This is a genomic window from Alkalicoccus urumqiensis (assembly GCF_002993335.1).
GTDB classification, from domain to species: domain Bacteria; phylum Bacillota; class Bacilli; order Bacillales; family Salisediminibacteriaceae; genus Alkalicoccus; species Alkalicoccus urumqiensis.
Window position 1 is genome coordinate 274,008 of record NZ_PVNS01000002.1, and the last position, 14,334, is coordinate 288,341.

At 50.9% G+C, this 14,334-nt stretch carries 14 protein-coding genes; 7 read left to right on the forward strand and 7 right to left on the reverse strand.

Annotated features, from left to right (window positions below; all coding sequences use genetic code 11):
• Nucleotides 1–119 precede the first annotated feature (119 nt).
• The 6 genes from argH to C6I21_RS03145 all read left to right on the forward strand — a co-directional run bounded on the left by argH (nt 120) and on the right by C6I21_RS03145 (nt 5,471).
• Nucleotides 120–1,493, forward strand: a complete 1,374-nt coding sequence (gene argH, locus C6I21_RS03120; RefSeq protein ID WP_105957965.1) for an argininosuccinate lyase — start codon at nt 120–122, stop codon at nt 1,491–1,493.
• A 133-nt stretch (nt 1,494–1,626) separates the two neighbouring features.
• Nucleotides 1,627–2,694, forward strand: a complete 1,068-nt coding sequence (locus C6I21_RS03125; protein ID WP_105957966.1) for a branched-chain amino acid aminotransferase — start codon at nt 1,627–1,629, stop codon at nt 2,692–2,694.
• Between the two features lie 100 nt (nt 2,695–2,794).
• On the forward strand, nt 2,795–3,238 hold the full coding sequence (locus tag C6I21_RS03130) for a DUF6884 domain-containing protein (protein ID WP_105957967.1): 444 nt from the start codon (nt 2,795–2,797) through the stop codon (nt 3,236–3,238).
• A complete protein-coding gene (locus C6I21_RS03135) occupies nt 3,238–3,741 on the forward strand; it encodes a DNA-deoxyinosine glycosylase (RefSeq protein WP_105957968.1) in 504 nt (167 codons plus the stop codon). The genes C6I21_RS03130 and C6I21_RS03135 overlap by 1 nt, the downstream gene beginning before the upstream one ends.
• A gap of 22 nt (nt 3,742–3,763) precedes the next feature.
• Complete coding sequence (locus tag C6I21_RS03140; protein WP_245411521.1) at nt 3,764–4,648, forward strand: 5'-3' exonuclease; 885 nt, start codon at nt 3,764–3,766, stop codon at nt 4,646–4,648.
• A gap of 10 nt (nt 4,649–4,658) precedes the next feature.
• Complete coding sequence (locus C6I21_RS03145) at nt 4,659–5,471, forward strand: cobalamin-binding protein (RefSeq protein ID WP_105957970.1); 813 nt, start codon at nt 4,659–4,661, stop codon at nt 5,469–5,471.
• A gap of 3 nt (nt 5,472–5,474) precedes the next feature.
• On the opposite strand, the gene C6I21_RS03150 is transcribed toward C6I21_RS03145, so the two are convergent.
• The gene (locus C6I21_RS03150; RefSeq protein WP_105957971.1) at nt 5,475–5,870 is read right to left on the reverse strand and encodes a thiol-disulfide oxidoreductase DCC family protein; all 396 of its coding nucleotides are present in this window, start codon (nt 5,868–5,870) and stop codon (nt 5,475–5,477) included.
• Between the two features lie 474 nt (nt 5,871–6,344).
• Here C6I21_RS03150 and C6I21_RS03155 point away from each other — a divergent pair, with 474 nt between their 5' ends.
• The gene (locus C6I21_RS03155) at nt 6,345–6,893 is read left to right on the forward strand and encodes a site-specific integrase (RefSeq protein ID WP_105958021.1); all 549 of its coding nucleotides are present in this window, start codon (nt 6,345–6,347) and stop codon (nt 6,891–6,893) included.
• Here the strand turns inward: C6I21_RS03155 and C6I21_RS03160 are convergent.
• The 6 genes from C6I21_RS03160 to proB all read right to left on the reverse strand — a co-directional run bounded on the left by C6I21_RS03160 (nt 6,883) and on the right by proB (nt 14,229).
• Nucleotides 6,883–7,929, reverse strand: a complete 1,047-nt coding sequence (locus C6I21_RS03160; RefSeq protein ID WP_105957972.1) for an AbrB family transcriptional regulator — start codon at nt 7,927–7,929, stop codon at nt 6,883–6,885. The two genes, C6I21_RS03155 and C6I21_RS03160, sit on opposite strands and share 11 nt — an antisense overlap.
• 71 nt (nt 7,930–8,000) lie before the next feature.
• Nucleotides 8,001–9,278, reverse strand: a complete 1,278-nt coding sequence (ectB, locus tag C6I21_RS03165) for a diaminobutyrate--2-oxoglutarate transaminase (protein WP_105957973.1) — start codon at nt 9,276–9,278, stop codon at nt 8,001–8,003.
• Nucleotides 9,279–9,809: a diaminobutyrate acetyltransferase gene (gene ectA, locus C6I21_RS03170; RefSeq protein WP_105957974.1), complete on the reverse strand. Its 531-nt coding sequence runs from the start codon at nt 9,807–9,809 to the stop codon at nt 9,279–9,281.
• Between the two features lie 130 nt (nt 9,810–9,939).
• Complete coding sequence (gene typA / locus C6I21_RS03175) at nt 9,940–11,781, reverse strand: translational GTPase TypA (protein WP_105957975.1); 1,842 nt, start codon at nt 11,779–11,781, stop codon at nt 9,940–9,942.
• A gap of 71 nt (nt 11,782–11,852) precedes the next feature.
• A complete protein-coding gene (locus C6I21_RS03180; protein WP_105957976.1) occupies nt 11,853–13,124 on the reverse strand; it encodes a glutamate-5-semialdehyde dehydrogenase in 1,272 nt (423 codons plus the stop codon).
• On the reverse strand, nt 13,117–14,229 hold the full coding sequence (gene proB / locus C6I21_RS03185) for a glutamate 5-kinase (RefSeq protein WP_105957977.1): 1,113 nt from the start codon (nt 14,227–14,229) through the stop codon (nt 13,117–13,119). Before proB ends, C6I21_RS03180 begins: the two co-directional genes overlap by 8 nt.
• Between the last annotated feature and the right edge of the window lie 105 nt (nt 14,230–14,334).

Sequence of the window (14,334 nt, forward strand, 5' to 3'; positions counted from 1 at the left end):
CAGCAAAACTGCACGCCGTTCCGTTTTCCCCGCGGTGACACTTCCGTCACGGCGGGGTTTGTTTTTTCAGGAAAGACAGGTATACTTATGAAGGAGACTTTTGGAAAGGCGGTTTGATTATGTCGAAATTATGGGGCGGCCGATTTACAAAGCCGACGAATAAAATTGTGGAAGAGGAAACAGCTTCCATCGGATTTGATTATAAGCTTGCGGATCAGGATATCCGCGGCAGCAGAGCGCACGTTCGGATGCTTGCTTCGAGCGGTATCGTGACAGAAGAGGAACGGGATACGATTCTCGACGGACTGAGTGCCGTAGCAGAGAAGCTGAAAGCAGGAAAGCTTACATTTTCCGCAGAAAACGAAGATATTCATATGAACATTGAAAAATTTCTGATCGATGAGATCGGCCCGGTCGGCGGGAAGCTCCATACCGGTCGGAGCAGGAACGATCAAGTCGCCACGGATATGCACTTATACTTAAGAGATCATACGGAAGCAGTTATCAGCCTGGTGGAAGAGGTGCAGAAAGCGATCTATACGCAGGCAGAGCAGAACGTCGATACGCTGATTCCCGGCTATACACATCTGCAGCGGGCGCAGCCGGTTTCCTTTGCGCATCATCTTCTGACGTATTTCTGGATGCTGGACCGGGACCGCGGACGTCTTCTGGACAGCCTGAAGCGGACGAACATTTCTCCGCTCGGTGCCGGTGCGCTTGCCGGGACGACGTTTCCGATCGATCGTCATCAGACGGCAGAGGAGCTCGAGTTCGACCGGGTCTATCCTAACAGCATGGATGCCGTCAGCGACCGGGATTTCATACTGGAGTTTATGTCGGCCGCGTCGATTATGATGATGCACATTTCCCGGTTATCCGAAGAGCTCGTTTTATGGAGCAGCCAGGAATTCCAGTTTGTTGAACTGGATGACTCATTCTGCACCGGCTCCTCCATCATGCCGCAGAAGAAAAATCCGGATGTTCCGGAACTGCTTCGGGCCCGGACCGGCCGCGTGTATGGCAACCTCATGGGGCTGCTTACGGTCCTGAAGGGGCTTCCGCTCGCTTACAACAAAGATATGCAGGAAGATAAGGAAGGCATGTTCGACACCGTGGAAACAGTAGAAGCGGCGCTTCAGATGCTCGCTCCGATGATCGAAACAATGACCGTAAATACGGGCGAAATGACGAAAGCCGTATCGGAGGACTTTTCCAACGCAACCGATATCGCCGACTATCTGGTCACGAAGGATGTGCCGTTCCGGGAGGCGCACGAAGTCATCGGAAACATTGTCCTGACAGCGATCCAGCAGAAAAAATTCCTTCTGGACCTTACGCTTGATGAATACAAGCAGTTCCACACGGCCTTTGAGGCAGACATTTTTGATGTGCTGAAGCCTTCCGAAGTCGTCCGGAACCGCAACAGTTACGGAGGAACCGGTCAGGAGCAGGTGCGCCGGCAGCTGGAGGAAGCAGCCAAAAGTTTCGAATAGTCTGTAAACAGCGTGATTTTCACCGGAGATCATGATACAATAAGGCTCATTCCCAACAACCAGCCACACCCCGTTCATAACTGAGCGGGGAAGTTATAAGTTGAAATTCAGGCAGAAGAAAGGAAGATATGTAATGGAAGCGACGGTAGCGATCACAAAAGCAGAAACGCTGAAGCCAAAACCGGATCCCGAAACTCTTCAGTTTGGAAAAACGTTCACAGACCATATGTTTACGATGCAGTACTCTTCGGAAAAAGGCTGGTTCTATCCGGAAATTAAACCGTACGCTCCGGTGGAAATCGATCCGGCCGCAATGGTGTTTCACTACAGCCAGAGCGTGTTTGAAGGACTGAAGGCATATAAAAACGAAGACGGAGAAGTGATTCTGTTCCGCCCCGAGGAGAATTTTAAGCGGCTGAACCGGTCCAATAAGCGGCTCAGCATTCCACCGGTCAATGAGGAACTGGCGCTCGATTATCTCCGCCAGCTGCTCGAGCTTGAAAAAGACTGGATTCCTACAGCGGAGGGAACGTCTCTCTACATCCGGCCGTTTATTATCGCAACGGAGCCGAGCCTGCAGGTTGCGCCCGCCCACCGGTATCAGTTCTTTATTATTATGTCACCAGTCGGGTCCTACTATCCGGAAGGGATTCACCCTGTCAGCATTATGGTGGAAGATCATTTCACGCGTGCAGCACGCGGTGGTACCGGCACGGCCAAAACCGGTGGTAACTATTCGGCCGGATACAACGCGCAGGCGAAAGCGTCCCAGGAAGGGCATGCGCAGGTGCTGTGGCTTGATGGTGTGGAGAAAAAATACGTCGAAGAAGTCGGCAGTATGAACGTGTTCTTCAAAATTGACGGTGAAGTCGTGACGCCACAGCTGAACGACAGTATTCTGCAGGGGGTGACGAGAAAATCGGTCATCGAACTGCTGGAACACTGGAGTGTTCCGGTAACAGAGCGGAAAATTACGATGCAGGAAATATTTGATGCGCACCGGGAGGGAAAGCTGGAAGAGGCGTTCGGCTCCGGTACGGCGGCAGTGATTTCCCCGATTGGTGAATTGACGTGGAAAGGGGAAACCATGATCGTCAACGGCCGTGAGACAGGAGATACGACTCGCGATCTGTATCAGACGCTCACCCGTATTCAAACAGGAAAACAAGACGATCCGTTCAACTGGGTCATGAAAATTTAGAAAAAGATAAAGATAGATGACAGAAGGGCGCCATCCTGAGACAATAATAGTCTCCGGGTGGCGTTTTTTCCCGGATACCATGTATTTCAGGAGGACTTCAATGCGAACACTTGCCGTTCTGCCATGCGGGAAACAGAAAATTTGGAAGCATCACCCGGAATCCGGGCCTGCTTTCGCAGCAGAAGCATATACAGGGACGCTTCACCGGTATATGCAGTCTTATGCACGATTTCATGCAGATGACTTCTGCATTTTATCCGCCCTGCACGGATTTCTTCTGCCTGAAGATATTGTACCGGAAGACTATGACCGCAGTTTTTCCCAGCCGCCGTCGGAGACCATTTCAACGGGTGAGCTCACACGGCAGTTTCATGAAAAAGGGCTGGATGCTTTTGACCGGTATATGATGATGACCGGAAGAAAATATGAGAAGGTAGTAAAAGGGATTATTCCTGAAGAGCGGCGGACCTATCCACTGGAAGGTCTCGGCGGCATCGGATATATACTGAACTATTTAAAAAAAGAGGAGGCGGATCGGTACTGATGTTATACTCTATGGACCCGATTCTTCCCGAGCATCCGGTTATTCTGCTGCTCGGTTCGATGCCGGGAGCGAAGTCGCTTGAAACGCAGCAGTACTATGCGCATCCACGCAACCATTTCTGGCCGATTTTAGAGCGTGTGACAGGAATCCCATTCACAGCGTCAGATTATGAAACAAAAGTGAAGCTTTTAAAAGAGCACCGGATTGCGCTGTGGGATGTTATCGGCTCCTGCGAACGGGAGGGGAGCCTCGACAGCAGGATAAAGAAGGAGAATCCAAACGATATAGGGGGCATATTCAAAAAATATACTAAAATCCGGGCCTGCGGATTAAATGGAACGAAAGCATACACGTCCTTTACGAAATATGTGACGGGCGATGAAGTTTACATAACAAAATTACCGTCAACCAGCCCGATTCCCGGTAAAAACGTACTCTCTTTTGAAGAGAAAGTGGAAGTGTGGCGGGATTTTCTTCAGCCTTATTTAAAGCAAACAATATAAAACGAAACTGAACTGGAAAGGAATGACTGCTATGAAAAAGCTGATCGTCATCGATGGATTCAACCTGTTGAGCCGAGGCTATTTCGCTACGTCCTACGGGCGTCCCGAGGAGGAGCTTCCGGTCAATGATAAAGGAGAGTACATTAATGCGCTCCGCGTATTTTTTGCAAAAATGAACCAGCTTGAGCGCCAGCTTGGAGCATCACATATCAGCGTTGCATGGGACGGAAAAAGAGAGGATACGACACGGAACCAGCAGCACACTTTTTATAAAGCGCAGCGGAAAGACCTTCCGAAAGCATTAATCAGCCAGTATCATACTGCCAGCACCGTCCTCAATAATATGGGCATTCATCACACGAATGTCACAGGATTTGAAGCGGATGACATTATCGGTGCCTTTTCCAAACGTGCGGACGAAAATCTTCATGTGTATATGTACAGTAACGACAGGGATTTATTTCAGCTGCTGAATCTGCATACAGATCAGCTGTTCATGAAGAAAAAGCAGGAAATTCATTATACTGTAGACGATTTTAAGCGGGATTATGAAATTGAGCCGTACCAGTGGGTGGACGTCAAGGCACTTCTTGGGGACCCGAGCGACAATATTCCGGGATGCCCGGGTGTCGGAGAAAAAGCCGCGCTGCCGTTAATTAAGCAGTACGTAACGGTGGAAGAGCTTTACGAAAAGCTGGACGAGCTGGATCCACTGTTTAAGCGGTATTACAAAAAGCTTGCAGCCGGCGAGGAAAATGTAAAGATCAGCAAAGAGCTTGCGGCAATTGATCCCGAGGTGAAGGAAATTCTGGAGCTGGATATCGACGAGCTTGGCGTATCCGACCCGGAACTGCGTCAGGAAGTATTGGAAGAGGCAGGAATCGTCAAAGCGCCGTTCGGCGGGTAAGGAGGCATTTATGCGGATTGTTTCGCTCTGTCCGAGTAACACCGAGCTGCTATATTATGCAGGACTCGGAAAACAGCTGGTTGGTGTCGATAACTACAGTGACTGGCCTGTGGAGGTGAAGCGGCTCCCTCAGCTTGGGCCTGATTTATCGATTGATATGGATAAAACAGCTTCGCTGAAGCCGGATATGATCTATGCCTCCCTTTCTGTACCCGGCATGGAGAAAAATATTGAAGAACTTGAAAAACGCCGGCTGCCGTATACCATTGTCCGCAATCCGGAAACCCTCTCTGAAGTAGGGACGGCATTAAAAGAGATCTGCGAAGGCATCGGGAACCCGGACCGTGGAGAGCTTCTGGAAAAAGCGTACCTGGAGCATCTGGAGCAGTACCGCCAACAGAGCAGCGGGATACAACATCGTCCTGCCGTTTACTGGGAATGGTGGCCGAAACCCGTTTTCACCCCCGGGGCGCGGAACTGGCTGACCGAATTAACCGAACTTGCCGGCGGAGTCAATGTCTTTGCCGGTGAAGATACAGCCTCTGTGCAGACGACCTGGGAGGAGGCAGCCGGGCGCATGCCGGATACAGCACTGTTTGCCTGGGTGGGGGTGGATCCGGAAAAAGTGACGAAAAAAGCGATTATGCAGAGACCCCGGGCCGAATTATTAGAAACAATGAACTGGCACATCGTAGAGGAAGCACTGTTCTGCCGGCCGTCTCCGAGACTTCTGGCTGGTCTGGCCAAAGCGGCGCACCTGCTTCATCCCGATCGGTTTCCGGTTCCAGATGGAGACGAAGATGCGTTTCTTTTCCGGATATAGCTGTTAATCAAGAAATCGTGCCCGGTCGGCTTTCGACGGAATGCCGCAGACGCTTTTTTTCCCGAACAGCTGAAACCGGTGTTCTGCGATCCAGTTGTATACAGGGTCCCGGACAAACCGCGGCAGCCATTTGAAAATGGCTGCCGCTTTAGCCGGCCAGCCGAGAAGAGCCGCGGTTTCAAGTGCCGCATCGGAGCGGATAAATACACGTCCGTCCGCACGAAGCAGAACAACCGAATCAATGTCTTCTGTATTCGTTTCTTTTCTAAGCCTGCTTCCTGCTTCTGACTGCAGCGAAGCGAACTGGAACTGTTCTTTTTTATCCAGTTGAAGAATCGAGCGGACAGAGCGGTCGCAGAGCTCGCATTCACCGTCAAACAATAAAATATGAGTGGGCATGAACGAAACCTCCTGAAAACGCAGAGATTCTCTTCTCTGCGTTTTTCTTTATCGTACGTGTTTTCCCCTTCATCTGTCCAGTCAGAACCATTCAGTGGAAATCTGAAAGGGCGGATGCTGGATCATGCGGAAGATACTAAATACTCAATTTGTATCCTATCCTGTTTTATTCTGTTTTTCGAAATGGCTGAAAGCATTGAGCCTCAAGGGTTTACAGACGATATTCAGCAGCAGGCTTCATTGATATCGCAAGATACTAAATGAGTGTGATAGTATAATACAGGGGAGTGAGTCAGCCACATGGAAAAAATACGAATCGCCGAAGATATATTTGTAACCGAAAAACAGAAGGAGTCGCTGGAAGCACAGCTCGGAAGCCACGAATTTAAGCGCAGGCTCGATCAGCTGCAGAAGCTGAAAGACAGCGGGAAAAGGCCGAAAATCATGCGCTCGGATTTCCAGGCACTTTCGGCGATGGCGCCGAGGACGGTGGAGCCGATCCGGGACCGGGACAAAATCGAAAAAATGAAAAAGGCTCTCCGCAGAAACGGAGAGCGCAATTACATGCTGTTTTTAACCGGATTAAATACCGGGCTCCGGATCGGTGACCTGCTGCCATTAACGGCGGGCGATGTCCGGAGACGAAAATACATCGTGTTAAAAGAAGAAAAAACAAACAAAGCGAAACGGTTTGCATTAAACCAGGGGATCCGCAGGGAGCTCGATGAATATACGCGGGGCATGACGGATAAAGAGTACCTATTTGCGTCGAGAAAATCCGGCAGGCCCATCAAGCGGGACCGGGCCTATAAAATTCTCCGCCATGCAGCCGAAGAAGCAGGGTGTGACTTTGTCGGCACCCACACGCTCAGGAAGACGTTCGGCTATCATTTTTACAAGCAGTATAAAGATGCATCCATGCTTCAGCAGATATTTAATCATTCCTCCCAGAGCATCACGCTCCGCTATATCGGGATTTCCCAGGAGGAGATCGATGACGCGATGGATGATTTCATTCTTTAGCAAGCAGCCGTTTAAAAATCGGCGGGACAAGGAGAAGGATGAGCAGAATACGAAACAGCTGGAGGCTCGTTACGACAGCTGCGTCTGCTCCGACTGCTCCGGCTGTCAGCACCATTTCCACAAGCCCGCCCGGCGCGGTGGACAACAGCGCAGTAGCAATGTCCATGCCGGTCCAGAACATGAGTAAAACACCCATGGCAGCACTGAACAGGATAAGCGAAAGCGCCATCGTGAAAAAGTACGTGCTCCGCTTTCCGGCATAGGCGATATCCGTAAACGATATCGATATACCGAGGGATACGCCGACAGCAGCCTGGGCAGCCAAAAACATCGTCTCCGGAACGGGAGGGAGCGCTGTGCCGGAGAGCTGGAGTGCGATGACGAAAAGAAGCGGCACCAGTACCATGCCGGCCGGCACAGCTTTTCGGAGCACCCATCCTCCCGCGATGGCTGCAGCGAGCCAGACGGTACCTGATGATACATAGGAAGCCTCGACTGCCGGCGCAGAAAACATCGTTTCCGTTCCAGAGCTGCCGGAAGCAAAAATCATGGTCATGGCGGCTGGTACGAGAAAAAGAACCATGACGAGGCGGATCGTCTGCGATACGATCACGATGGAAGGGTCGGCCCGCACCGTTTCTGCGGCAATGACCATTTCGGAAAGCCCGCCCGGCACCGCTCCATAGATGGCTGCCTGCTTCTGGATACCGGTCCGCCTGCTGATGAGCCAGCCGAAACATGCGCCGAAAGCGATGGTAAAGCAGGTTAGAAGCAGGTAGGGGGGAAGGATTGGAGCAGCCTGGGAGAACGTATCCGCGGTAAATGTCATGCCGAACGTGATCCCGAGAATACCGAGGCCCGCCTGTTTAACCATATCCGGTACTGCCGGACCCGGTTTCACATATTCTTTTAGGAGGAGCGCTGCAGTTAACGGGCCGAGCATCCATGGAAGCGGGAGTGACAACATGCTAAAAATACTTCCACCCACTACAGCAGCTGCAAAACTTACTAAAAAAGACAATCCGATCACCAACATGTTTATGATTTAGTTTATGTACCTGAACGTGGAAGAGCACGCAGCCGAACGGGCTGCGTGCTTTTTCACCATCAGGAGGAAACGTGGCTTTTCAACGTATCCTGTATGCTTTTTTCGATACGGGTCAAACCTTCGCGCAGGTCTTCGTCGGAAATATTGATCGGCGGAAACAGTTTGAACACTTCGTCGCTGCCGCCGGCCGTTTCCATAATAAGTTTATGTTCAAACGCATGCTCGGCGACTTTCTCGCTGAAGCCTTCCACATCTGAGGCGATGCCCTGCATCAGACCGCGGCCTTTACGCCGCCCTTTCATATCCGGATATTTGGCAATCATTTCATTCAGAAAATCTTCGACCACAGCTGCTTTGCGCTGGATGGACGCTTCAAAATCCGGATCGGCCCAGTATTTGAGGGATTCCACCGCCGTAATAAATGCGGGATTGTTTCCGCGGAACGTTCCATTATGCTCTCCCGGGATCCAATCGTCCAGTTCCGGTTTAATCAGCGTAACAGCAAGCGGCATGCCGTAGCCGCCGATGGATTTTGACAGGCAGATTATATCCGGAGATATGCCGGCAGGCTCGAAGGAAAAGAACGTACCGGTGCGGCCGACGCCGGCCTGGACATCATCGATGATCATCAGAATGCCCCACTCACGGCAGATCTCCTCCAGCCGTTTGATCCAGGACATTCTGGCTGCATTGATGCCGCCTTCTCCCTGTACCGTTTCCAGAATGACGGCTGCAGGCACCGCAACACCGCTTCCGTTATCCTGAAGGAAACGTTCAAAATAGTGAAGGGAATCGTGTGTATCCTCCTCCATAAAATCATCGTAAGGCATCGTTACGGTATGGTTCAGCGGGATACCTGCGCCGCGGCGCTTCATGGAGTTTCCGGTAACAGAAAGGGCGCCGACAGTCATTCCGTGAAATCCGTTTGTAAAGCTGACGATTTCCGTTCTGCCGGTCATTTTGCGTGCAAGCTTCAGCGCGCTTTCGACCGTATTTGTACCGGTCGGTCCGGGAAACATCACTTTGTAGTCCATGTGGCGTGGCTTTAAGATAACGTCCCGCAGCGTTTCAAGAAACGCAACTTTCGCCGTAGATGCCATATCAAGTGAATGCGTAATACCGTCGTCTTTAATGTATTCAACGAGCTTTTTCTTCATGTTGTCATCATTATGTCCATAGTTAAGCGCTCCGGCTCCAGAGAAAAAGTCCAGGTACTCAGCGCCTTCTTCATCCCAGATGCGGCACCCTTTCGCTTTGGTGAACACAGCGGGAAAGCTGCGGACGTAGCTTCGTACACTGGATTCCATATCATGAATAATCGCTAAACGGTCTTCCATTTAATCTGCCTCCTTTTTTTGAGAGCCGGCGTAGGGGAACGGGCCGATCCGGTACGTAAATTCTGCTTCGCCGGAATCGCCGGGAAATACGTCTGCAGGAAATGTTTCCGTTACGGTAAATTCGGTGTTTCTCGTCTCAGCAATTTTTTTGAAAAGAGCCTGGGATGCTTTGTTGTCTTTTGTAATCGTCGCTTCGACATACGAAACGTCTTCCATCACCGGCCTGGAAAGCAGTGTATCCAGCATCCGGAAGGCAAGGCCCCGGCCGCGCTGGGATGCATCAACCCCAACCTGCCAGACGAAGTAGACGTCCGGATTATCCGGCTGGATAAATCCGGTCACAAAACCGACGACGTCATCTTTTTCTTTTACAGTCATGCATGTTTCACTGAAATATTCGGCCATCATAACGTACTTATAGGCTGAGTTTAAATCCAGTGATGTTTTTTTCGCGAGTGCCCACATTTTTTGACCATCTTCTTTGGAAGGGGCTTCAAAAACAAGCGATTCTTTCAATGAATGATCTCCCATGGCAGTCACCCTTTTTAAGTTAGTGGAAATAATAAGTACAGCATATATATACCCTGTTTTCAGAAGATTTAATCACTAATTCAAAGAAAAAGTCACCACACCCGGAATAGATGTGGTGACTTTTCGTGGATCAGCTGTCTTTCGCAGCAAGCTTGCGTCGTTTTTCTTCGCGCTCACGTGTACTCTTATCGAGTACTTTTTTGCGGAGGCGGATCGATTCCGGAGTGACTTCGCAGTACTCATCGTCATTCAGGAATTCGAGCGCTTCTTCCAGCGTAAGAATACGCGGGCGCTTCATCGTAACGGTCTGGTCTTTCGTTGCCGATCGGATGTTGGTCTGCTGCTTCATTTTCGTAATGTTGACTGTCAGGTCATTGTCGCGGTTGTGCTCGCCGACAATCATTCCTTCGTAAATTTCCGTACCGGCTTCAAGGAAGAGCGTACCGCGGTCTTCAATCTGAAGCATGCCGTACCCGGTTGTCTTACCGGCTTCCATGGAAACGAGAACACCCTGACGACGGCCGCCGACAAAGCCCTGTGCTCTCGGGCGGTAACTGTCAAAGGAATGATTAATGATGCCATATCCCTTTGTCTGAGACATAAATTCCGTGGAGTAGCCGATCAGTCCGCGGGAAGGAACGAGAAATTCCAGCCGCACCTGTCCGTCTCCTTTATTAATCATGTTCAGCATTTCGCCTTTTCTTTCTCCGAGAGATTCCATGACTGAGCCCGTGTAGTCTTCAGGTACATCCACCTGGACGCTTTCGAATGGCTCACACTTTACGCCGTCAATTTCTTTGACGATAACTTCCGGCTTGGAAACCTGAAGCTCATATCCTTCGCGGCGCAGGTTTTCAATAAGGATGGAAAGGTGCAGTTCGCCGCGTCCGGAAACAGTCCATGCGTCCGGAGACGAGGTAGGTTCCACGCGGAGACTGACGTCAGTTTCCACTTGAGTCAGAAGACGTGCTTCAATTTTGCGGCTCGTGACGTGATCGCCTTCGCGGCCGGCAAACGGACTGTTATTAACGAGAAACTTCATCTGGAGCGTCGGTTCGTCAATACGGACAAGTTCCATCTGCTCCGGATGGTCCGGAGGGCAGATTGTATCGCCGACCATGATGTCTTCGATACCGGATAGTGCGACCAGATCACCGGATTCCGCTGTCTGAATTTCTTCTTTTTTCAGACCGAAGAAACCGAACATTTTCGTAATGCGGAATGATTTCTGCGTTCCGTCGCGCTTGATGAGTACCGCCTGGTCTCCGACGTTCAGTGTTCCACGGAAAACGCGGCCGATACCAATACGGCCGAGGTATTCATTGTAGTCAAGCATCGTCACCTGAAACTGAGCCGGCTCTTCGCGCGTATCTTTCGGCGCCGGAACATTTTCGATAATGGACTTAAACAGAACATTCATGTTCTCATCCTGCTTTTCCGGGTCATTACTTGCTGTTCCGTTGATCGCGGAAGCATAAACGACAGGGAAGTCAAGCTGGTCTTCATCTGCATCAAGTTCGATGAACAGATCGAGTACTTCATCGACGACTTCGTCGGGACGTGCCATCGGCCGGTCAATTTTATTCAGCACGACAACCGGCGTCAGCTTCTGTTCGAGTGCCTTTTTCAGCACGAAGCGTGTCTGCGGCATGCAGCCTTCAAACGCATCGACAACGAGTAATACACCGTCCACCATTTTCAGGATTCGTTCCACTTCACCACCGAAATCAGCGTGTCCGGGAGTGTCGAGAATGTTGATCCGCTTTTCTTCGAACTTGACTGCGGTATTTTTTGCAAGAATCGTTATTCCGCGTTCTTTCTCTATATCATTGTTGTCCATTGCCCGCTCAGCAACCTGTTCGTGGTCTCCAAAAGTACCTGACTGCTTAAGCAGCTCGTCCACCAGTGTCGTCTTTCCGTGGTCTACGTGGGCGATAATAGCAATGTTGCGTAAATCTTCTCGTACGTTCATTCAATAAAACGCTCCTGTCTTGTTTAGATTACATCTGTCCTAGTATAGCACAGGAGCGGATGAATATCATCTTACTTTTCTTCAGAGAGTGGAAGTGAGCCTTTCTGCTGTCCATTTCCCTGCAGGATATATTTCCATGTCGTCAGCGCATCAAGCCCCATCGGCCCCCGAGCGTGAAGCTTCTGTGTGCTGATACCGACTTCGGCACCGTAGCCGAATTCTTCGCCGTCGGTAAACCGCGTGGAGGCGTTATGGTAAAGGGCAGCTGCGTCGATACGTTCAAAAAATAAATCGGCATGTGCCTGGTCGGGTGTAATGATTGCTTCGGAATGGTTCGTTGTGTACGTACTGATGTGATCGAGTGCTTCGTAAATGTCTTCTGCAATTTTGACGGTGATTTTCAAATCGTTGAATTCCTGCTCAAAATCTTCCGGTGAGGCCGGCTGAATCCGTGCATCCATCCGGCAGGCAGTTTCACAGCCGGTTACCGTAACACCGTGCAGTTCCATGTCATTGATAACCGAGGAAAGGTGGGACATCGCCCATTCACGGTGGATGACGAGGTTTTCAATGGCATTGCAGACAGAAGGACGCTGCACTTTCGCATCGACGGCAAGCGTTCTAGCAAGGCGTACATCTGCCTGCGCATCAATATACATATGACAGTTGCCGGCACCGGTTTCAATGACCGGAACGAGAGATTTTTCGACGACCGTGTCAATGAGCTTTTTACTGCCTCTTGGAATGAGTACATCGACGAGACCACGGGCCTGAAACAATTCATTCGTGAGGGAGCGGTCCGTGTTTTCAATAAGCTGCACCGCATCCTCCGGATAACCGGCTCCTGCGGCTGCTTTTCGAATAACATCGACGATTTGTTTGTTGGAGTGAATCGTGCTGGACGAACCGCGCAGCAGCACAGCATTTCCTGTCTTTAACGCGAGAGCGGAAATGTCGACGGTGACGTTCGGCCGTGCTTCATAGATCACTCCGACAACGCCGAGCGGTACTTTCCATTCACTGATAACGAGTCCATTCGGCCGTTCCCAGCTCCTAGGGTCGGAACTCAGCGGATTCGGAAGAGAAGCCACGGCTTTACAGGCTTCAGCAATATGGAGAAGACGCTCCTCCGTCAGTTTCAGGCGGTCGATGAGCGACTCCGGCATCCCGGACTCTACAGCAGCAGATACATCGGCTTCATTCGCTTCCAGAATCCGCTGTTTCTCATCAAGCAGGGCAGCGGCAATCGCATGTAACGCTTCCTGCCGGTCTGCTTCTGAATAGGATGTCAGCCTCCGGGCTGCTAATTTCGCTTTTTTTCCTTTTTCAAGAACTTCACTCATGTTCTGTATGCTCCTTTCTGGCTTGAGAATCAGCAAGACGGACCCAGTGATCCCGGTGGATGACGAGCGGCGAAGGGGAGATGCCTGCTTTTTCCCGTAAGCGGGAAGCGGCTTCCGCAGCTCTTCCTTTTCCGATCAGCACGCCATCCTGATTGTACACATCGACGACATCACTCTCCTGGAAGTGCCCGTCCATTTGACTCACACCGACCAGGAGAAGGCTTCTGCCGTGTTTTAACAGTGCTTCCTCCGCTCCGTCATCAACGAGCACCCGTCCTTTTGGTGCAGCATGGTAGGCAATCCACTGCTTTTGAGTTTTCATCTGTCCGGAGCGCTGCGGATGTATATACGTTCCGGAGCGTCCGGATCCCTCTGCGACAGCAGTGATCGGCTCTTTTTCATTGTACGTGCCGACGAAGACACGAGCGCCCATTTCCTGAGCTGCCTGGGCGGCACGCAGCTTGGAGCGCATACCACCTGTTCCGAGGCCGGAAGTAGATCCGTCTGCGTTTTTAAATAAAGACGGCGGAAGGTGGGAGAGTGTTTCATATTTAACGGCTTCCGGGTCCACTGCCGGATTGGCGGAATAAATACCGTCTACATCGGTCATTAAAATAAGCGTATCGGCATGAACAGCTCCGGCAATAAGTGCGGAGAGCATATCATTGTCCCCGAATGTAAGCTCGTCGACGGCCGTGGAGTCGTTTTCGTTAATAATCGGCAGAATCCCCCGGCGGAGCAGCTCTTCCAGAACGGCAGTTACATTCTGGTAATGCTCCCCGTTTTGAAAATCATGCCTTGTCAGCAGAAGCTGTGCAGCAGTTACCCCGTACTGCTGCAGAGAGAAACGGTAATGCTGCATGAGAAGACTCTGCCCGACAGCTGCAGCTGCCTGCTTGCCCTGGATCGTTTCCGGACGGGAGTGATAGCCGATCTCCCGGAACCCTGCAGCCACCGAACCGGAAGAGACAACGATCAGTTCATGACCGCTTTTGACAGCTTCCTGAAAGGCATGGCAGAACTTGGCCAGTTTCAAAGGGGAGAGAGTGCCATCCGCCTCCGTCAAAGAACTGCTCCCAATTTTAATCACTATCCGCTGTTTCATATGCGTAACCCCACTTTATTCAGTATAGAAGGAAATATCGAATCCTGTGTTCCTCCATCCACTCCACCGGTTAATCTGTATCATTTGGAGGCGGAAGATACAAAA

Coding starts and splice junctions, on each gene's coding strand:
- C6I21_RS03125 (WP_105957966.1), top strand. CDS start 1,627: ATGGAAGCGACGGTAGCGATCACAAAAGCAGAAACGCTGAAGCCAAAA.
- C6I21_RS03130 (WP_105957967.1), top strand. CDS start 2,795: ATGCGAACACTTGCCGTTCTGCCATGCGGGAAACAGAAAATTTGGAAG.
- C6I21_RS03145 (WP_105957970.1), top strand. CDS start 4,659: ATGCGGATTGTTTCGCTCTGTCCGAGTAACACCGAGCTGCTATATTAT.
- ectB (WP_105957973.1), bottom strand. CDS start 9,278: ATGGAAGACCGTTTAGCGATTATTCATGATATGGAATCCAGTGTACGA.
- C6I21_RS03140 (WP_245411521.1), top strand. CDS start 3,764: ATGACTGCTATGAAAAAGCTGATCGTCATCGATGGATTCAACCTGTTG.
- ectA (WP_105957974.1), bottom strand. CDS start 9,809: ATGGGAGATCATTCATTGAAAGAATCGCTTGTTTTTGAAGCCCCTTCC.
- C6I21_RS03155 (WP_105958021.1), top strand. CDS start 6,345: ATGGCGCCGAGGACGGTGGAGCCGATCCGGGACCGGGACAAAATCGAA.
- C6I21_RS03135 (WP_105957968.1), top strand. CDS start 3,238: ATGTTATACTCTATGGACCCGATTCTTCCCGAGCATCCGGTTATTCTG.
- proB (WP_105957977.1), bottom strand. CDS start 14,229: ATGAAACAGCGGATAGTGATTAAAATTGGGAGCAGTTCTTTGACGGAG.
- C6I21_RS03160 (WP_105957972.1), bottom strand. CDS start 7,929: ATGTTGGTGATCGGATTGTCTTTTTTAGTAAGTTTTGCAGCTGCTGTA.
- C6I21_RS03150 (WP_105957971.1), bottom strand. CDS start 5,870: ATGCCCACTCATATTTTATTGTTTGACGGTGAATGCGAGCTCTGCGAC.
- argH (WP_105957965.1), top strand. CDS start 120: ATGTCGAAATTATGGGGCGGCCGATTTACAAAGCCGACGAATAAAATT.
- C6I21_RS03180 (WP_105957976.1), bottom strand. CDS start 13,124: ATGAGTGAAGTTCTTGAAAAAGGAAAAAAAGCGAAATTAGCAGCCCGG.
- typA (WP_105957975.1), bottom strand. CDS start 11,781: ATGAACGTACGAGAAGATTTACGCAACATTGCTATTATCGCCCACGTA.